The sequence below is a fragment of the Providencia sp. PROV202 genome (genome assembly GCF_028479565.1).
Lineage (GTDB): Bacteria > Pseudomonadota > Gammaproteobacteria > Enterobacterales > Enterobacteriaceae > Providencia > Providencia zhijiangensis.
Map to the genome: position 1 here is coordinate 93,789 of NZ_JAMPNV010000020.1, position 20,237 is coordinate 114,025.

Sequence of the window (20,237 nt, forward strand, 5' to 3'; positions counted from 1 at the left end):
AAGAGGGGCGAAAGAACTCATTACTGAGTGGATTTTTCGAAACGGCGCAGTAATTGGTTACCACGCTCAACAGAGGCATCAAGGGCTTGTTGTGGGGTCTTTTTACCTGACCACACGGACTCTAGCTCTTCATCCACGATGGTGCGAATTTGCGGCATATTGCCTAAGCGTAATCCTTTGGTGTAAGGCAATGGAGCTTTGTTTAACATTTGGCGAGTCGCAATATCTGCTCCCGGGTTTTTGTCATAAAAACCGGATTTTTTCGTTAACTCATACGCTGCCGTTGTAATGGGTAAATATCCGGTATTTTGATGCCATTTCGCCGCATTTTCAGGTTCAGCTAAGAATTTCATAAACTCTGCAACGCCTTTATACGTGGCAGGATCTTTACCGCCCATCACCCACAGGCTCGCACCGCCAATGATAGCGTTTTGTGGTGCCGTTGGGATTTGTGCATCATAAGGCATCATGCCAACACCAAAATCAAACTTAGCATGCTTGCGAATATTCGCGAGAGAACCGGAGGAGCCAGTAATAATGGCACAATCTCCGTTATAGAATTTCTCAGTTGGCTCGTCTTTACGCCCTAAATAACTGAATGTGCCTTTTTTATTCATATCTTGCAGCTGCTCGATATGCCTTACATGGTCTGGAGTATTGAATTCCAATACCGCGTCTGCGCCGTCAAAACCATTATTCTTCGATGCGACAGGCAACCCGTTCCATGCACTGAAGTTTTCAATTTGGATCCAGCCCTGCCAACCGCTGGCATAGCCGCATTTCATTCCTGATTCACGTAATTTTTCAGTATATTGAGCAAGATCTTGCCATGTTTTAGGTGGGGTATCTGGGTTTAAACCCGCTTTTTTGAAGGCTTCTTTATTGTAATAAAGAACGGGAGTAGAGCTATTGAAAGGCTGAGATAACAGGTGTCCTGTTTTTGCATCACTATAATAGCCCGAAACAGTAGGCACAAACTGAGATTCATCAAAATCAATTCCGGCTTCTTGAAAAACTTCGTAGACAGGTTTGATAGCTTTGGATGACATCATCGTCGCAGTACCAACTTCATAAACCTGTAATATCGCAGGCGCATTGCCAGAACGAAATGCCGCAATCCCCGCAGCTAGGCTTTGCTCGTAGTTCCCTTTATAAGTAGGAACCACCTTGTAATCTGGGTGAGTTTCATTAAAGCGAGTGACAAGGTCATTCACTTCTTCGCCAAGCTGACCTTCCATTGAATGCCAGAATGGGATTGTGGTGACTGCCATTCCTTGACTACTAAAAGCCAAGCCTAACATCATTGCTAAAGCGGACTGTTTGATAGATGCCATGCCAATTCTCTCTTTTATAATGACTGAAGTTTATCCGCAGAGATTTACACTAAAATGTGCGAATTCACGCAGTTTATGTTCGAGAGAGAATTTATCACCGAGAAATGACAGAAATATCGCCAACACATGACAGATTGATGACGACCATATCTCTAGCAAATGACGTTTACATGACAATCGACGTGTTTTATTTTCACGCTATATCGAAAATAAACACTCCATTTAATTTAAATAATGAATTCTTGATTATTGAAAAATGATTAAATAACAAAAAATAGGAAAAATAAATAAAAAAGCAAAAAAAGATACCAGAAATAATTTTGCGGTCATTGTCATTCTATACATATTATTCACCTTATTTTTATTTAAAATAACACATAAATAAAAACAAACTTGAGAACAAGTCCATTCTTGACATAATCATGAAAATAAATTTAATTTCTCATTTAATTTTAGGGTAATAAAGAGATAACAACAAATATTTAATCCGATAAAATATACAAACTAATAATAACCTACCAAATAAGCCATTTTATGACTATCGTTTTATAGCCAATTATGAATGCACGTATCAATAAATAAAAAAGGGCAAATAGAAATCTATTTACCCTTATAGATTAATTATTAGATTAACTTCCAGGCGTAAAGTAAATTGGTGAGCCTGGCCCTACCGGTAATCCCAAAATAAACACCCAGATAATAAAGAACAGAGACCAACCAATAAAGAAAATAATCGAGTATGGCAGCATCATTGAAACCAAGGTACCAATCCCTGCATCTTTCTTATATTTGACGACGATTGCCATAATCAAGCCAAAATAGCTCATCATTGGTGTAATAATATTGGTCACAGAATCACCAATACGATAAGCCGCTTGGATAGTTTCTGGGGAATAGCCTGCCAACATTAACATTGGTACAAATATCGGTGCTGTCACAGCCCATTGAGCAGAAGCTGATCCGATCATCAAGTTAATAAAGGCGCATATCAGAATAAAGCCAACAAATAATATTCCACCGTGTAGGTCAATACTATTTAAGAAATTAGCGCCTTTGACCGCAATAACTTGCCCGATATTTGTCCATCCAAAGAATGCAACGAACTGTGCTGCAAAGAAAATGATGACTAAATAGAGACCCAAAGTGCTCATTGCGCTTGCCATCGCATCAACCACATCTTTATCACTGCGCATGGTTTTTGCAATATAGCCGTAAACAATCCCTGGAACCGCAAAGAAAATAAAGATAAACACCACAATCGCTTTTAAGAAAGGTGAATTACTCACTAACCCTGTTTCTTGATTACGTAAAATTCCACTTTCCGGTACCACCATTAAGGCTAATACTGCCGCTAATCCCCAGAAAGTCACTGATGCCCAGAACAGCGCTTTTTTCTCAAGCGGCGTCACTTCAGCTGAGGCGCGGAGCTTATCTTCATCTTCATCAACACCACCGCCTTGGTAAGGGCCTAACTGTGGCTCAACAATTTTCTCTGTGATGAAATAACCCAAGATAGTGATCAAGAAGGTACTGGCAAACATAAAGTACCAGTTTGCTTCTGCCCCAACGATATAGGTAGGGTCAATAATTCGAGCGGCTTGTTGAGTGATCCCTGACAATAACGGATCCACGGTTCCTAATAACAAGTTCGCTGAGTATCCACCGGATACCCCTGCAAATGCAGCTGCAAGCCCAGCTAATGGATGGCGACCTAATGAATGGAAAATAATCGCAGCCAGCGGAATCAGTACCACATAACCGAGTTCTGCCGCGGTATTAGACATAATTCCAGCAAAAACAATCGCAACGGTGGTTAATTTACGAGGTGCTTTGATAACAATCAGACGCATTGCTGCAGATAATAAACCGGCACGTTCTGCGATCCCAACCCCTAAAAGAGCCACTAATACCGTGCCTAGAGGCGCGAACCCAGTAAAGTTGGTGACCACGTTAGACAGAATTTTACGGATGCCTTCCGCATCTAACAGGCTAACAATATGAATAATCCCGTCTTCAGCACGACCTTTCGCACCCTCAGGGCGAGGGTCCGGCACACTAACACCAAAGTACTGACCAACGGCGGAAGAGACTAATAAAATCCCAATTAAGATAATGAATAGAATAACAGGATGTGGCAGAGCATTCCCCAGCCATTCAACCGTTCGTAAAAAACGGCTACCCTCTTGTTTTTTTTGTTCCATATATTCTCCTTATAAACAAGAGAAATGAACATTACACAATGTTTTTCTCTTCACCTAATTACAAGCATATAAATTCAAACCAACAAATTTGATACAAATTGAATACATTAACCAACAATCAGCATACTGGTAGTAAAAATATAATATTTACTTTATTAAATTTTATTTATGTTAAAATCTAAAACTACAAAAATTAAATATCATAAAAGTACGAAAATGTGCTCAAGCTAACACTTTAACCATATTAAATCGCCATTTCTTATTGTTTTTAACTATATAGATATCAAATTTCGTCAGTTTTATTTCATTTAATTCGCTTAATACTCATTTTTACAATTACAATAAATTTGAGTTAGATAGAACAAAGTAAAATACCAATTAGCCTGATTAATGTATGTTTTTAATCTAGGTTAATCAGCGCTATAATCGACGCCTGTTCACTACAAAGCGAGCCATAATGTCTGTCATTGATCTTTGGGCAGAGCGCCATATTCAAGACGCTTTAAATAAAGGGGAGTTATCCAATCTCAATGGTGAAGGGAAGCCTTTGCAGCTTGATGATGACAGTCAAGTTCCTGAAGAATTAAGGGCGAGCTATCGTATTCTTAAAAATTCTGGGTATCTGCCTCCTGAGCTGCAACAGAAAAAAGAAGCGCTGAATTTATGCCATATGCTGCAGCAGCTCTCTGCCGATGACCCCAATTATGTTGCCATCAGTAAGCAATTAGCCTTACTTGAATTAAAACTAAAACAAGCCAATATCAATACCGACTTTTTATATGGCGAATACGCAGTGACAATTTCAGAACATTTAGAGTCTAAATAGCGAAGAATTAACGTTTAGGTAGGGATTGCAGACGATATTCCTGAGGGGTTTTACCGTAAAACTTACGAAATGCTTGGCTAAAAGCAGAGTGCGAGTCATACCCCACCAAAGTGGCAATATGTTCAATGGTTTGGTGAGTTAATAATAGACTTCCCGCTGCCTCCATCCGTTTTTGCAATAAAAATTGCATGACGGTGATCCCCATTTCGGCCTTCACTTTACGTTGTAAGGTACTGACTGACATATAAAACGCGCTGGCGATATCTTCGCAGCTTATAGGTAAATGCAGACGTAACTCCACCCAATGAACCAGCTCATCCACCCAGCGGTTTTCAGGTTTTAATTGAGCCAATAACAGGCGAGCAACGGCAAAGTTTTGTTCCGGTGCTTGAGGAAAACGTTGTAACCAATTTAATAACCCCACCGCCGCTGGCGTCAGCGTAAAATGCGTCGTTTTTTCATTTAATGACCATTGCGCCGTTGCAGGCATTTCCAATACATAATTTTGATTACCATCTTGTCCACTGAAAGCATGGCTAACACTCGGCGGGATCACGACACCCTGACCTGCATTTAGCAGCCAGTGTTGGCGATGCATATTGATTTCCATCGCTCCTGATAACGCAAATACCACCTGCCATTGCCCATCATGCTGATGAGAAATAACCTCTTGGGAATATTGGCGATAGTGCAATTCAGGTAATAACAAGACAAGCTCCTACTGGGTGGCATACAGTAGGAGTATAACGGTTTTAATCGAGAAAATGCAGCCTTACGGCTTAAGCGAGGCGAGAACCATTCGGTACAGGTAGATTAAATTCAGCTAATACAATGGCACCCGTTTCATCGGGGGCACCTGTAATTAACACTTCAGATTTAATACCCGCAATACGTTTAACTTCAAAATTACACACACATAAAACCTGTTTGCCAATTAAACTTTCAGGGGTGTAATGCACGGTAATTTGTGCACTTGAACGCTTTACTCCCAATTCCCCTAAATCCACATCCATCACATAAGCGGGTTTTTTTGCTTTACTGTTCACTTCTGCACGAATAATCGTACCAACACGCATTTCCACTTTCGTAAAATCGTCCCACTCAATAATTTGCATATCTTTATTCCTAAATTAAACGATGGTAATAGCTTAAATTAGCATAGGATAGATAGAGGCTCTTAGCGTCAAACATGCATTTTATGTTGTGAAACCGTCATTGATTATCACCTGATAATCACAGGTAATAATCAATGGGTACAAGAGAGATAAAACGCGAGGTTACATATTTGAAAAAGTATTCATAATAATGCCGCCAGAGATAATTAATCCCATCGCGAAGACTGCGGGCACATCCGGTTTTTGTTTATATAAAATCATTGAAACTAACGTCACACCGACAATACCAAACCCACACCATAAAGAGTACGCAACACCCACGGGGATATAGCCCATTGCACGAGTTAACGCAAAATAGCATAAACAATAAGCCACAATCACTAAAATGGATGGACCCAATTTACTAAAGCTGTTGGTTTTTTTGATCATCGATGTGCCTGTAATTTCTGAACCAATCGATAATGCCAACCATAAAAATCCAGTAAACATACTATTCCTCTCTTCTTATTAGTGAGCAACTTTGTTGGTTGAAGACAGTGACGCATCCGAATTTTCAGCCGGTTCCGCCTCATCCGAGCCCATTTTAGAAAACAGGTTCATAATCACGATACCAGACGCAATAACCCCCATCCCAATCATTGCCGCCATATCTGGGTGCTGCCCATAAAACAGCATACCTAAAGTTGAAACCATCAAAATACCGGTACCCGACCAAGTCGCATACGCTAACCCAACTGGAATATATTTTACTGCTCGAGAAAGAGAGTAATAACAAATGACATAAAGAACGACGATTAAACCTAATAATAATGATTTAGTTGTTCCTTCACTATTATCGAACATTTTCAATGTGGATGTTGCTGAGGTTTCAGAAATAATAACCGCTAGCATCCAAAGCCATGATTTTGCTTTAGAGGACATAGATAATACTCCTACATAGATAGACGTTTAAAATATTAAATTGAAATAAAATTTATTTTTTTAGAGACTTTAAATAATCCATTGCCGAATCTGTTAATTTATTTTTATTTAGGGAATATTCCTTTGGGTCATTCATTACTTCTTTCAAAGTAATATAGCGATTCTGGTTTATTTTATTTTCACTCGATATCTCATCATTTTTAATGAGCATTTTATTTTCAATATTATTAAATGTATCGAATTGAATACCTAATGAGATAGCCTTATTCATATTCTCTTTAATAAGGCGGTTATAATGTTCATTTTTATTCAAACCTAATATTTGGTTCAAATCACTCTCAGGGCAGCAATGATATTTCAATGCCATGATAGGAATATTTCGAGAGAGTGTTTGGATGATAATTTCGCTCTCTTCGTTGGTTGCCAACCCATTCACGACTTCATTCAGTACCTTGGTTCCTATAAAAGGGAGAAAAACCCCGTGAAATCCTGCGAGTTTTTCCATATTAAAGGTATGAATATCAAAACATTGCCCAATTTCTTTCCATTGATTTATCGTCGATTGCGTTAGCATCTCCTTGGTGGCATAGAAAGAAAAAGACATTGAAGGTAACTGCAATAAACGCTGATAAACCGCCTGTTGATAATCTTGGCTTGGGGACAATAACACCAATACTCGCCGTTTCAGCTGTTGCAGTACCTGTAATACTATCTGCTCAATCATTTTTTCGTTCATATTGCCACCGCTCGTTTAGTCCTTAGCTGACAACAAACACGCTGTCACTGTTACGTAACCCTGCCGCATTCGCTTCATCTGTATCAATATGAAACTCCAGAGAAAACCTTGCATCCACTCGAACAACGACTTCATCAAATACGAGGCTACGCTCACCTTCCGTGCGAACACATACGCGCTGCCCATTGGAAACATTTAGCGACCTAGCATCTATTAAATTCATGTGAATATGGCGCTGAGCACAAATGACTTGCTCACAAAGATTAACATGCCCTGCGGGACCAATTAACAACGCACTCCCCGATTGATTTAAATCTCCAGATTCACGTACTGGCGCTTTAATACCTAATGCAAAACAATCTGCTTTCGAGACTTCCAACTGGGTTGTTGGTCTTGTGGGTCCTAACACTCGCACTTTACTGATCGACCCTTTAGGCCCAACCACCATCACACACTCTTTTGCCGCAAATTGACCAGGTTGCTTCAAATCTTTAAATGGCGTCAGTTGATAACCTTCACCAAAAAGTGCAGTAACATCTTCTTGTGAAAGGTGGACATGACGGTTCGAAACGCCCACAGGGATAGCAATGGGGCTATCAATCATTGAGGTTGGATTTGACATAGCTAAACGAGACAAAATCTTTCCCATCAACTGCTGGTTTATCATGATTTTTTCCCTTTACGCACATCAGTTTTTGGCTCCACAGTGGCAGTCTCGACAGCCATCACCACAGGTGCCTCAACGGTCGGTTTTTCAACACTGTTTTCTTCTTCACTCGCTTTATGCTTAGTGGATAGCAGCTGGGTGATCACTCGCTCTTCTGGGCGGGCAATGACTAATGTGCCTTTTAATAGGTCTTGATGGCTGATAACCGATGCACCATGGTCAACGGCGGTTCTTACTGCACTAATTTCTCCCTGAAAACAAACAGAAACTAAGCCAGAACCGATTTTACGGTAGCCAACAATCTCGACACTCGCCGCTTTGCATGCAGCATCCGCCGCTTGTATTGCTGATGTCAGCCCGTAAGTCTCAATGACGCCTAAACTTTTCATTTTTCTCTCCTACTTAGTGACGAACCAGTCGAATATCGAAATCGAATTTTTTAAAGAAAGCCTCTAATTGATCTAACTCTTCCGCGCTGTAGGTTGGGTCTTTCTTGATGGGATAAATCATGTCGAGCTTGTCGTATTTTCCGCGACCAAGCTGGTGATAAGGCAGAATATCAATTCGACTTAAATTGCCGCGTTTCGACAATTCCATGGCGTATTCAATTGCACCTGTTATTGCATCAAAAGAATCGTTATATCCGCGAACTAAAGGCATACGCATCACCACATTTGCCCCTAACTCCATTAATCTTTCGAGGTTGCGACGCACATTTTCATTACCAATACCAAACAGATTTTTGTGCTCAACGGTATCGATATGCTTAACATCAAACAGGAATAGGTCGACAACTTCGGCTAACTTTTCATAATTCGCTAATGATGTCGTACCTTGCGTTTCAACCGCTGTATTGATCATCATTTTTTTGCATTCACGCAAAAGCTCAACGGCAAAATCTGTCTGTAAACTCATTTCACCGCCACCAATCGTGACACCACCGCCAGAGGAAATATAAAAATCGTAGTCTTGCATGATGATCTCCATCATTTCAGAGACCGTGACATCTTTTCCCATAATGTCTAGCGCATCAGAAATGCACACTTCCTCACATTTACGGCAACCGATGCAGTCAATACTACGATTCACGCGGTGGACAGCTTCACCTTGTTCATTGGTGGTCATGTAATGAATCCCCGCAGGGCAAACATCCACACACTTCCCACACCCAACGCATTTATCGTGGGAAAACATCACTTGGAACTGGCTACTTAGCCCTTCAGGGTTAGCGCACCAAGGGCAACGAATATTGCATCCTTTAAGAAAGATCAGGGTTCGAATGCCATCACCGTCATAAATTGAGTACTTCTGGATATTAAATATCCGCCCTCTGATTTCTGCCGCTGTGTTCATCATTGCATCTCCAAAACAGTTTCAAACTTATTGTTTTTATTATGTATGGTGGGAATAGCCGCCTATCCCCACCCAGATTTGGTTTAGAATTTCTCAATCACGGTACGGCTGATGATTTCGTCCTGAACCTCTTTACATAACTCAACGAAGTAAGCACTGTAGCCAGCAACACGCACGATTAAGTCACGGTATTTCTCAGGTTCTTGCTGTGCTTTTTTCAGCATTTCGTTATCAACGTAGCTGAACTGCATTTGACCGTTACCCAAAATGGATGCCGTTCTTAACAACGTGATTAACCCATTGCGACCTTCTGGTGTATCCAATAAGCCTTTTAAGAACTTAAAGTTATGCACCATACCGATATTCATCGTTTCCACGTTCATCTTACTGATAGATTTAATAATTGCCGTTGGGCCCTGTTTATCCGCCCCTTGAGTTGGGCTAATCCCATCTGACAGCGGCATCCACGCCAAACGACCATTCGCAGTCGCGGCAGTTAACTCGCCAATCGGTGTGTTGTTAGAAATGGATAATGTGCCGTGACTCAATGTGGAATACAGCATGTCGTATTTGCGGCACTCGCGTTCAGTCCATTCAGTAATGTCTAAAGCATATTGGTCGACATAGTTGTCATCATTACCGAACTTAGGTGCATTTAGGCAATCACGACGTAACTCTTCATAACCTTCAAAGTTGGCAAGCAGGCCATCGCGCACTTGCTCTAAGGTATAGCGGCCCTCTTCATAAACCACTTTGCGAATAGCCGCCATTGAGTCAACGTAAGTTGCTAGACCAGAGAAAATCAGCCCTGGGCCGTGGTTAATCATTGCACCACCCGCCGCAACATCTTTCCCTTTCTCCATACAGCCTTCCACCAGTAAAGACATCAATGGTTTTGGCGCGACATCACGGTGAACACGCTGACTGATGACCGTACCAATCGCCGACAAACGAACAATATGGGCAATTTGCGCTTTCACGGCATTGTCGAAATCTTCGAACGTTTTCAGGTTACGCAGATCCCCGGTATCTAAACCTTGATGGCTATCGAACAGCACCATCCGACCACGGTTCAGAACAAACTCAATGGCGATTGGCCACTGGGTATAACCCGTTGATGTCCACTGATAAATTCGACCTGATTTTTGTGGTTCCACGCAACCCATTAAGCAATAGTCGCGAGCATCTTCGAAATCAAAGCCTTTACGCAGCATCATTTTGATATGGGAATCATCAAAGTGGCAGGCAGGGAAGCCCATACCGGCTTTCACCACATCCACGATTTTTTCCATATATTTTTGTGGAGATTGGTTATGAATACGGCATGCTAATGATGGCTGATAAACTTTCACGAAACGGACTGCATCCATAATTAAGTACGTTAAATCGTTACACGCATCACCACCAGAGCGTTTTTGACCACCCACAGTTAAGTTGATAAACGGCTGATATCCAGCGAAATATTTAGCACCCAGCTCACTGGACATCCACATTAATTCCGCACATTTGATGATAAACGCCTGCATCATTTCCAATGCTTGGTCTTGGGTTAAACGACCCGATTGAATATCGCTTTCATACATTGGGAAACAGTATTGGTCTAAACGACCTAATGATAATCCTGTTTGGTTTTCTTCAATTTCAAACAAGGATTCCACAGTCCAAATACTTTGCAGCGCTTCTTGCAATGTTTTTGGTGGGTTCGCGGGTACATTTTCGTTCACTTGAGCAATTGTCAGTAACTCTTCACGACGTTTCTGATCTGTCTCTTGAGAAGCCAGTTCACGAGCATGTTCAGCGATACGATGCGCATAAGCCACCACACCTTCACAGGTTTCAATTGAGGCTTTATAGAAATAGATGCGGTCGATGTCCTCTGGATTTTGCATGCTTAACTCAGCCAGTCTTGCCTGAGCATCCGCTTTAATGCCATTCATGCCTTTAGTGAAAAGCAATACGTCATAACCTGGGCAAGTATCGCCGCCGCCATTGATTTGGTGATAGGACAAGTCACTCACAAAAGTTTCGCCGCTGAATTCCCAAACCCCAGCTTCACGATATTGCGCTTCACAAATTTCATCCAGAGAACGACCTTCCCAGAATGGTGCGATTTCTTCACGAATCACTTTTTTATCTTCTTCAGCGATCACAAATGGATCTTGTGGGCGAGTGCTCATTGTATCGAGCTCATCCACCACCCAGCGCCATGCGATATCAGGTGAAAATGCACCTGCACGCGCTTTACCACATGGGTGACCGACAATCAGCTCTTCAGGCTGGATCAAGATAGGCGCGGTTTCACACGCACGACGGAATGCTTTTGCACGTAATAAAATCGGCGGTAAACCTGGGTTATTTTTCACGACTTCCGTAAAGGCTAATGCGCGATAGATAGACACGCTTGGGCGCGCTTCTAGATAACGGTTACGCAAACGCTGTAAGCGTGGCGTTAACCCTTCCATCACTTTGAATTCATTATCTTGTTGAGCCGTTGGTGCGACATAACTCGCTAAAGCCGCAGAATATTGAGGCTGCGTGCTTGCTTGACCACAATATAAACGGACTTTTAATCCAGCATTAATTGCGCTGATATTTTCATGAGCAGAAAGCATCATCGCGGAAAGTTCGTTGATGCAAACTTGCGGATCATTAAGATAGACACCGCCTTTCAGTGCATCAAACATTGGATAGCCATCAATGGCGCGTGTTGCACGGACTTCTGACAGCTCAGCCAGTTTTAACCATAAGCTTTCAACAATCTCGTAAGCCTGTTGTTGAGTTAATCGACCTTGCTCAATGTCGCGCTGATAGAATGGATAAACGGCTTTGTCGAAGCCCATTGGGTTCACGGCATAGCTGCCATTTTCTAAATGCAAAATCAGTTGTAATAGGTAGAACGCTTGGCAAGCTTCTTTAAAGGTTTGTGCTGGTTTCGCAGGCACTTGGCGTAATACTTCCGCGCTTTCTTGTAATTCGGCACGACGATATGGGTTAGCTTCTGTGGCCGCAAGATTCTCTGCTCGTACGGCTAAAGCATTTGCAAAATGGATGGCTGCATCACAGGCATAAATTGCTGCACGGCAGTTATTTGCCTCATCAATACTATTACGGCTAACGGCACTGCCAATATTTCTGACGCGGTTTTCTAGCTGATTTTTAATTTCCGCAAATCCGACATTGAGTACCACTAAATAATCCGGTGCGGCAATTGCGCTATCGCCCGCTAAAAATTCATAAATACTCTGGCTGTGTACTTCATCTTCCGTATGGAAAATTGCACCGCGAGGTGTTGAAGATTGGCTACCAATGATCAATTCATCTTGTGCAATAAAAGCGGGGAAACTACGAATAAACTCATAAAAACGCTGAGCGGGTTTAATCGCTTGAGGTGCCCCTGTTAATTGATTTCTGACAGTTTCAAGAATGTTGGCACGTTCGGTAATGATTGAGCAATTGCGAGCACTTAAACGTTCAGCCAGTGTTTTTACACGTGGGGTCAAAGCATATTTGGCCATGTTAGCCTCTCCTGATGTTCTTTCTAGTTCGTTATTCATCACATAAAAAGCGTTAACTATTAAAAAGACTGTCTGTACAGTGCTTCTAGCTGCTTTTCATTTACGTCCCGTGGATTAGTCGGAGTGCAACTATCGCGCAACGCTTGTCCAACCATTTCCCCTAAACGGGCATTAAAATCAGTTTCATTGACGCCTGTAGCGTGAATGCCTTTCGGCATATTCATTTCATCTTTCAATACGTTGATTGCCATAATTAAGCTCTCAACGCCTTCACGTATATTTGATGCGGGTAAATTAAGTTTTCTGGCTAAATCGGCATAACGCTTCGCCGCGTTGGTTTCACAACACCCTTCCAGCCCCGCGTTAAATGCCACCACTTGAGCCATCAATAGCGCATTGGCACGACCATGTGGAATGTGGAACACGCCGCCAAGTGCGTGCGCTAAGCTATGCGTGATCCCCAGAGATGCGTTGGTAAATGCCATTCCAGCAATACACGATGCGTTATGCATTTTTTCACGAGCCACTAAGTTACTGCCGTCGCGATAGCAATCAATTAAGTGAGCAAACACCAACTGAACCGCTTTCTCGGCAAGTGCATCTGAAAAGTCAGAGGCACTGCGTGAAACATAAGCTTCTAGGGCATGACATAGCACATCCATTCCCGTATCTGCCGTGATAGCGGCAGGGACTGACTTCACTAAAACAGGGTCTAAAATCGCCACATCGGGCAACATAAATTCATCAACCAGCACCAATTTCTCAGAGTGAGATTTGATCACTGAAAAAGACGTGACTTCAGAGCCTGTTCCGCTAGTTGTCGGAATAGCCACAAAATGAGGTTTAGCTCTATGGCTGTCTTGGCGGGTATGCCATAGGGAATAAATAACCGCTTTTGCCGCATCAATCACCGAACCACCGCCCAGTGCAATCACTAAATCTGGATATTGGCTATCCATGATTTTCATGCCTTTTACGATGGACGAGATTTCTGGATCCGGTACTACATCGTCATACAGAGAAAATGAAATTCCCTGTTGAGATAATCGGTGAATCACCTCGTCGGCTAACCCAAATTTCACCATCGCTTTGTCGGTTACGATAAACGCGTGCTGGGCGTTAACCTGAGATAAATAATCCAAAGCATTCGCACCGAATTGCACCCTTGGTTTAATCAAAAACTGGTTCATGCGTTATTTACTCCCTACCGTCTCGATACACTTTTTCAACAATGGCAACCACGGACATCGCTTTGTATTTGTCCTTATTCAATGCGAAGTACTCTTCCGCCAGAACAAGGTCATTAATACCTGCGCCTACACTGTCCACCGCAACATACGTTTTGTCCTTCAACGGTTTGAGATCATCGCCAAGCGCCGTGATCATCAGTAAATTACTGCCACTAAGCTCTTGGCATTTCTGCGTTGCGACAACATGCCCTATTACCTTTGCCAAAATCATGATTTACCCGCCTTATCTCAATAAATTACTTATTTAGGCGTCCGAGAACGGCCTTAATAATCTGCTCGACATTCTCTTCCGTGATATCCCCATGAGTGGCGACCGCTTCAGCAACATCAGCATGACTCACTGCATTAGCAAATCGGTTATCCGCAGCGCTATTACTTTGAGCTTTTACTGGTTGAGTCTGACGGAAACGGTCATCATCGAGAATGCTGACAGACGCTTGATTTCCATGCCCAGTCGATGCAATTGGCGATGTTGAGTAAGCCGGAACACTCACTGGTGCGGGTTGTCTCAAATCATCAATGGAACGCACGCCATAACCGACTTTACGGATATTGAGCAAGTTCATCGGACCGACGTTATCAGAACTAGAACCACCTCCAATCGCTCCACATCCTAATGTCAGTGCTGGCGTAATATTGGTGGTTGCACCAATTCCACCTAGTGCGGCTGGCGTATTAATCAAAATACGGTTAACCGGTTTTTCGAGAGAAAATTGGCGAATAACATCTTCATTTTGAGTGTGGATCACCAGCGTGTGTCCTAAACCTTCGTTAGTCAGTAAATCAACAACGCGGTGACATGCAGAACGCCAATCTTCCTCAACATACATACCTAAGATTGGGCACAGTTTTTCCCGTGAATACGGGTTTTTCGGTGAGACCGTATCTTGCAACGCAATTAACACTCGAGTGTTAGCTGGAACACTAAAGCCCGCACGTTGGCTCAACGTAATCGCGTCTTTTCCTACGACTTCAGGGTTAATCGTGCCATTCGCTCTCAGTAGCATGGAAGCCATGCGTTTCGCTTCATCTTCATTCATGAAGTAAGCGCCTTGAGCTAATAACTCGCGGTGTACATCGTTGTAAATGCAGCGTTCAACAATGATGGATTGCTCTGATGCGCAAATCACACCGTTATCAAACGTTTTGCTGGTAATGATGTCACTGACTGCTTTTTTGATATCTGCACTACGTTCAATGAAAGCAGGACCGTTACCCGGGCCACCACTGATTGTTGGTGTGCCAGATGCATAAGCGGCGCGTACCATGCCTTCTCCCCCCGTTGCCAGAATGAGAGAAACATCTTTGCTGTGCATTAATTCTTTTGTCGCTTCCAGCGTTAGCATAGTCACACCATCGACGATACCTGCTGGCGCACCCGCTTCAAGTGCCGCTTTTTTTACGATCTCAAGCGTTCTAAAACTACATGCTTTCGCGTTTGGATGGGGGGAAAAGACGATTGCGTTACCGGCTTTCAAGGCAATCAATGTTTTATAGATAATGGTTGAGGTTGGGTTAGTCGAAGGCACCAGCGCCGTGATCACCCCTAACGGAACACCCACATCCATAACTTTATTGATTTTGTCATCATTAATGATGCCAACTGTTTTCAGATCTTTAATATGTTCATACACACGCACTGAAGCGAACGTATTTTTCAGGACTTTGTCTTGCCACTTCCCAAAACCCGTCTCTTCATTCGCCATTTTTGCTAACTCTTCTGCATGACGAGCAGATTCTGTCGCAATGTGTTTAACAATACTGTCGATTTTCTCCTGCGAAAAAGTCGCAAAGATTTTTTGTGCTTGTTTCGCATTTCTAACCAGCTCTCTAGCCAGTTGTCTGGATTGCAGATCTTTATCTAATGCAACCATGTCTTCCCCCGTACCGGAGTCAAAAGATTAAACTTACTAATTTGTTGTTTTATCTAATACTTCTAATGATTACGCTTTATGCTGCTGCGCGATTTTGCCAATATCATTGTGTGGTCTTGCTATCACACGAGAAGTCACCACGGTGCCAACACGCTTCGCAGCTTCGACACCGGATTCAACCGCAGCATTAACAGCACCCACATCGCCTTTTACCATGGCGGTGACGAGTCCAGAGCCCACATTTTCATAGCCGATTAGCTCGACGTTAGCGGCTTTGCACATGGCATCAGCAGCTTCGATACACGCCACTAAACCTTTAGTTTCAATTAAGCCAAGAGCTTCTTTCATAAGTAAATTTCCTATTTATTCTGCGACTTTATACTGAGAGACAATTTTCTGGATGTCGCTGTGTGGACGAGCGATAACCAGAGAGGTCACGACGGTGCCAATACGAGATGCTGATTCAACGCCAGAATCAACCGCCGCTTTAACAGCACCAACATCCCCTTTCACCATGGCGGTGACTAACCCAGAACCCACATTTTCATAGCCAATCAGCACCACGTTAGCGGCTTTACACATCGCATCAGCTGCTTCGATACAAGCAACGAGTCCTTGTGTTTCAATAAGACCTAATGCATCACCCATATTTCCCCCGAAAACGCTATGCTTTATGTTTAATCACGATTTTGTTGATATCGTTATGTGGACGGGCGATGACTAACGATGTCACCACTTCACCAACACGCTGAGCAGATTCAACACCGGAATCTACTGCCGCTTTTACTGCGCCAACATCACCTTTCACCATGGCAGTCACGAGACCAGAACCCACGTTTTCATAGCCGATTAGCTCGACGTTAGCGGCTTTGCACATTGCATCAGCTGCTTCAATACAAGCCACCAAACCTTTTGTTTCAATAAGTCCTAATGCATCACCCATTGTTGTTTCCTCCAAGGAAGCCGTTACGTTTTTCTCTACCCGCAGCACCTAAGAGCCATGTTCCAGAACGTTGATGCCTCTTAACTGTGAGTAAACATTTATGCCAATTGAGTCTGCGTGGTGATTAATTGAACGCAGCTTTTGGCTTCAAAATCACTATAATCCCCAAAAAATAAAACAAAATATAAATCCATGAAGTGAAGATAATTAGAATAAAAACCCAGAATTTATACTTAACAGACAGTCAATTCACATCTCTATGCTAATAAAATGGAAAATTCACGTATCTATCTGGTGGAAGAAAAAACCATAAATGCGGATAACGGGTTTATTGGAGGAATGGTTAACAAGATGTGATTGAGCTGATGCGAGAAGGTAATTTGGTCAATAATAAGTGTGGCTTGCCTCACGCCCGAGCCATAAGCTAATGAGAAATGGGAAGATAAGAATATAAGTAGAAAGGGAATTACTGTGTTTTACGAGGCACTCCGCGTGATAGCACTGATTGCCAGACAGTAAAATCATATCAACGTGTTAGTTAACGTTGCCCAGTAAACCAATAGGAATGAATGTGTGGATAAGCCCCCAAGCAGTATGGACTATCAATCAAGCCCACGCGCTTATTTAGGCGTACAGATAAACAAAGGGGAATTAATTGAACTCAAGAGTAGCGCTTTATCATTGAGTTTTTGGGCATTGATAAATAAGCCGTCATGACTATCTGACATTTCCCGCATAAAATAATCAAAAATCACATTAGGGGATTCATCAATCGAGGAAGCACTGGCTTCCCACTGGCTAATATTATAGTGCTGTTCCGTTGGCGAAATACGTTTGCTGGTGTATTTGAATTTGACATATCGTTGTAAATAAAGCCATCCGGCGCTGGAGGTGGTATATCCTTCGACAACAATAGAGCCTTCGCCTTTCGCCCCAAAATTAAAGTGAATATTACCGTTAACGTTTTCATCTTTCATATTCTCAAAACGCATAATCCCCTTGGTTGAACACGCCATTTGACCGGAATTTTTATTGGCCAATACAACTGACTGTGTATAAATCACAACACACGCAAAGATCAGCGCACTCACGAGACATAATAGCTTTCCCGATATTTTCATTGTGGCTTCCAAGAATAATAAAAATAATTATCACAATAACTAAATGGGTTGGATTCATTAGCAGCGCAATGGGCGAGAAAGACGCGCCCCAAACCATTTTTTTGTAATTTATCCCCATAAAAGAAGACAAAACGCTCTTTATCATTACACGCCAAATTTAAGTTTTTCCTAACTTTATCAAAGTTTTGGACATAGTTATCAGCCACAAAAGCGTTAATCATTTTTTCATTAGATAACACATCGCAGCTGGTATGTTCTAGCGTTGGCAAAACCATTGGTGCGGAGGGCTGAGATGAGAAATAGCTCATCGCTGCCAATAAAATGGAGCAACATAAAAAAGCCGCACTCGCGAGATACCAGCAAATTTCACGTTTCTGTTTTGGTAATGAATGCGGTAATTTTTCAGAAGGAGATTCGGTAGGTTTAGTCTCTAAAGAAGGTGCCAGAACCACTTCGGCTTTTTGTATCTCACTTAAACTGTTTAATAAGCGAGTGGTATTGAGCGTCTCTTCATCGAGTAATTCCAATAAAATCTCAGAATTAAACTCTAAACGCCCACGTGCAACGGTGACAATAATATTTTCAATACCGTATTGTCGAAATGTTTTCCTTAGCAGGCTGAGATACTGATTTAAATTACTGTTTGATGAAACCAGACCATTATCATCCCAAACCGCCTTAAGTACTTCATCACGAGAAACTACGCCTTTTTTTTGAATCAAATAGAATAAGAGTGCATTGGCCGTAATAGACAACTGAGTATCCACCTCATCTTTTTTTAAAGATAAAGTGCCATCAACAGCATCATAAATAATGAAGGCATTGATTTTATATTTCATTATCGCCTCATTGTATGTTTAGACGTATTTTCCCTTGGAAAACTAACCCATTTCTTCAAACGAAATTTGTGTTAATCGCTGAATGATGGCATTACGCTCTTGGCTCGATAATGTAGGACCTTCCGTTAACGCAGATAACCACAGTCCATCGGCGGCATAGCGCACTAAAGCCCCCAAATAGCCATTATCAAATGCATCACCTTGGGCTAGATGCCCCAACATCCAATCACGCCAGCATTTACGCAAAACAGGCTCTGTGGGCATAGCCAATGATAAAAGTGCGAGCTGAAAACTTTCATCGGAGTCTTTAAGCTCGCCAACGTAGTGCAAATAGGCGCGAGAAAATCGCCCATAAGGATCGGAATCATTCGCCATAATGGCGGCAATACGCACGTCCATGATGTCTAATAGCTGGATAAACAATGCATGAATAAGTTCTTGTTTACTGGGGAAATGGTGCATTAGTCCCCCTTTGCTCACCCCCGCTTCTCTGGCAACAGCATTCAGCGAAAGCGCCGCAATACCTTCCCGACCAGCGATTATCCTAGCTGCCTTTAGCAACTCTTCTTGTCGTTTGATTGGATCTTTTTTTCTTGGATGCGCGAGTGTGTTCATGGAGATGAATAATACCGACCAGTCGGTATGTTCTATTTTGACTCGTATCAATGAAGAGAATATTGAGAGGAATTAAATACGAATAGTGTAATTGACGTCACAGTATTCTTTTTTAGCCCCCCTAAATCACAAAGTTAATTTGAAAATATAAACAAATAACGCAATGAATTTCCTGCAATTTACAATTGGAAAAAATTAAATTTAACTTAATTTATTTTTAATGAATTTTATTATGCTAAATTATTAAAGACATTCCTATTCCAAAGAAAATATGCGAATTCGTTGTATTTTCACAACATAAGAAGAGGTTTTGATTATGTCCAATCAGTATAATATCGGTGTGGTTGTGGGTAGTTTACGTGCTGACTCTTATAATCTCAAAGTCGCTAAAGCCATCACTAAATTATTCCCATCGAATTTTACCTTCAAATTTATCAGCATTGCTGATTTACCTCTCTATAACCAAGAAGCCGACCAAAATGTTCCCGCGGTAGTCGCTAATTTTAAGAGCCAAATCAAAGCGTCAGACGGTATTATCTTCGCAACACCGGAATATAACCGCTCAATGCCAGGTGTATTAAAAAATGCGATTGACCAAGGTTCACGTCCTTGGGGAGATAACTCATGGGATGGTATTCCTGCGGGCGTATTAGGGGTTTCGATTGGTAATATTAGTACGGCGATTGCCCAACAACATTTACGCAATAGCCTCGCGTTCCTCAATATGCCGACGATGAATCAACCTGAGTGTTATTTAAAATGGTATGACGGCATGGTGGATGAGCAAGACACTATTTCCCCAAAAAGTAAGGATTTCTTGCAGCCTTGGGCAGATAGCTTTGCCAAATTTGTTATCCATAATCGCGCGCGTTAATCACTGATTTTGTATGTAAAAAAGGCATCACCAAGGTGATGCCTTATATAATA

The 20,237-nt window shown here is 42.1% G+C and carries 22 protein-coding genes; 2 read left to right on the forward strand and 20 right to left on the reverse strand.

Annotation, left to right across the window (positions count from 1 at the left end; all coding sequences use genetic code 11):
- Positions 1-20: 20 nt before the first annotated feature.
- On the reverse strand, positions 21-1,334 hold the full coding sequence (gene ugpB / locus PR799_RS15395) for a sn-glycerol-3-phosphate ABC transporter substrate-binding protein UgpB (protein WP_272522660.1): 1,314 nt from the start codon (positions 1,332-1,334) through the stop codon (positions 21-23).
- Positions 1,335-1,963: 629 nt separating this feature from the next.
- Positions 1,964-3,535, reverse strand: a complete 1,572-nt coding sequence (locus PR799_RS15400; RefSeq protein WP_272522661.1) for an AbgT family transporter — start codon at positions 3,533-3,535, stop codon at positions 1,964-1,966.
- 457 nt (positions 3,536-3,992) lie between these two features.
- Between PR799_RS15400 and PR799_RS15405 the strand changes: the two genes are divergently transcribed.
- Positions 3,993-4,361 carry a DUF1992 domain-containing protein gene (locus PR799_RS15405; protein WP_036949565.1) on the forward strand — a complete coding sequence of 123 codons (369 nt, stop codon included), beginning with the start codon at positions 3,993-3,995 and terminating at the stop codon, positions 4,359-4,361.
- Between the two features lie 7 nt (positions 4,362-4,368).
- On the opposite strand, the gene PR799_RS15410 is transcribed toward PR799_RS15405, so the two are convergent.
- The 18 genes from PR799_RS15410 to PR799_RS15495 all read right to left on the reverse strand — a co-directional run bounded on the left by PR799_RS15410 (position 4,369) and on the right by PR799_RS15495 (position 19,310).
- Entirely contained in the window at positions 4,369-5,070 is a 702-nt protein-coding gene (locus tag PR799_RS15410) for a helix-turn-helix transcriptional regulator (RefSeq protein WP_272522662.1), read from the reverse strand.
- A gap of 70 nt (positions 5,071-5,140) precedes the next feature.
- Entirely contained in the window at positions 5,141-5,476 is a 336-nt protein-coding gene (locus tag PR799_RS15415; protein ID WP_154627846.1) for a tRNA-binding protein, read from the reverse strand.
- A 162-nt stretch (positions 5,477-5,638) separates the two neighbouring features.
- Entirely contained in the window at positions 5,639-5,965 is a 327-nt protein-coding gene (locus PR799_RS15420) for a DMT family transporter (protein WP_036949254.1), read from the reverse strand.
- A gap of 18 nt (positions 5,966-5,983) precedes the next feature.
- Entirely contained in the window at positions 5,984-6,397 is a 414-nt protein-coding gene (locus PR799_RS15425; protein ID WP_154627847.1) for a DMT family transporter, read from the reverse strand.
- Positions 6,398-6,449: 52 nt separating this feature from the next.
- Entirely contained in the window at positions 6,450-7,133 is a 684-nt protein-coding gene (locus PR799_RS15430) for a hypothetical protein (RefSeq protein WP_272522663.1), read from the reverse strand.
- A gap of 22 nt (positions 7,134-7,155) precedes the next feature.
- On the reverse strand, positions 7,156-7,800 hold the full coding sequence (pduL, locus tag PR799_RS15435; RefSeq protein WP_154627850.1) for a phosphate propanoyltransferase: 645 nt from the start codon (positions 7,798-7,800) through the stop codon (positions 7,156-7,158).
- Entirely contained in the window at positions 7,797-8,189 is a 393-nt protein-coding gene (locus PR799_RS15440) for a BMC domain-containing protein (RefSeq protein ID WP_154627851.1), read from the reverse strand. The genes pduL and PR799_RS15440 overlap by 4 nt, the downstream gene beginning before the upstream one ends.
- A 13-nt stretch (positions 8,190-8,202) precedes the next feature.
- Positions 8,203-9,153 carry a choline TMA-lyase-activating enzyme gene (gene cutD, locus PR799_RS15445; protein ID WP_154603192.1) on the reverse strand — a complete coding sequence of 317 codons (951 nt, stop codon included), beginning with the start codon at positions 9,151-9,153 and terminating at the stop codon, positions 8,203-8,205.
- A gap of 83 nt (positions 9,154-9,236) precedes the next feature.
- A complete protein-coding gene (gene cutC, locus PR799_RS15450) occupies positions 9,237-12,668 on the reverse strand; it encodes a choline trimethylamine-lyase (protein WP_272522665.1) in 3,432 nt (1,143 codons plus the stop codon).
- 59 nt (positions 12,669-12,727) lie between these two features.
- A complete protein-coding gene (locus tag PR799_RS15455; protein WP_036949247.1) occupies positions 12,728-13,858 on the reverse strand; it encodes a 1-propanol dehydrogenase PduQ in 1,131 nt (376 codons plus the stop codon).
- Positions 13,859-13,865: 7 nt separating this feature from the next.
- Positions 13,866-14,129 (reverse strand): EutN/CcmL family microcompartment protein, encoded by a 264-nt coding sequence (locus tag PR799_RS15460; RefSeq protein WP_036949246.1) that lies wholly within the window; start codon positions 14,127-14,129, stop codon positions 13,866-13,868.
- A gap of 25 nt (positions 14,130-14,154) precedes the next feature.
- Entirely contained in the window at positions 14,155-15,792 is a 1,638-nt protein-coding gene (locus PR799_RS15465; RefSeq protein ID WP_272522668.1) for an acetaldehyde dehydrogenase (acetylating), read from the reverse strand.
- Positions 15,793-15,861: 69 nt separating this feature from the next.
- Positions 15,862-16,140, reverse strand: coding sequence for a BMC domain-containing protein (locus PR799_RS15470; protein ID WP_006658501.1), 279 nt, complete (start codon positions 16,138-16,140; stop codon positions 15,862-15,864).
- A gap of 15 nt (positions 16,141-16,155) precedes the next feature.
- Entirely contained in the window at positions 16,156-16,440 is a 285-nt protein-coding gene (locus PR799_RS15475) for a BMC domain-containing protein (protein ID WP_006658500.1), read from the reverse strand.
- A gap of 16 nt (positions 16,441-16,456) precedes the next feature.
- On the reverse strand, positions 16,457-16,735 hold the full coding sequence (locus tag PR799_RS15480; RefSeq protein WP_004249182.1) for a BMC domain-containing protein: 279 nt from the start codon (positions 16,733-16,735) through the stop codon (positions 16,457-16,459).
- A gap of 620 nt (positions 16,736-17,355) precedes the next feature.
- Positions 17,356-17,856, reverse strand: a complete 501-nt coding sequence (locus PR799_RS15485) for a FidL-like protein (RefSeq protein WP_272522669.1) — start codon at positions 17,854-17,856, stop codon at positions 17,356-17,358.
- Positions 17,853-18,695, reverse strand: a complete 843-nt coding sequence (locus PR799_RS15490) for a transcriptional regulator (protein ID WP_154627855.1) — start codon at positions 18,693-18,695, stop codon at positions 17,853-17,855. The genes PR799_RS15485 and PR799_RS15490 overlap by 4 nt, the downstream gene beginning before the upstream one ends.
- A 42-nt stretch (positions 18,696-18,737) precedes the next feature.
- The gene (locus tag PR799_RS15495) at positions 18,738-19,310 is read right to left on the reverse strand and encodes a TetR/AcrR family transcriptional regulator (protein WP_132496453.1); all 573 of its coding nucleotides are present in this window, start codon (positions 19,308-19,310) and stop codon (positions 18,738-18,740) included.
- 316 nt (positions 19,311-19,626) lie between these two features.
- On the opposite strand from PR799_RS15495, the gene PR799_RS15500 reads away from it, so the two are divergent.
- Positions 19,627-20,184, forward strand: a complete 558-nt coding sequence (locus PR799_RS15500) for an NADPH-dependent FMN reductase (protein ID WP_154627857.1) — start codon at positions 19,627-19,629, stop codon at positions 20,182-20,184.
- Positions 20,185-20,237: the final 53 nt, after the last annotated feature.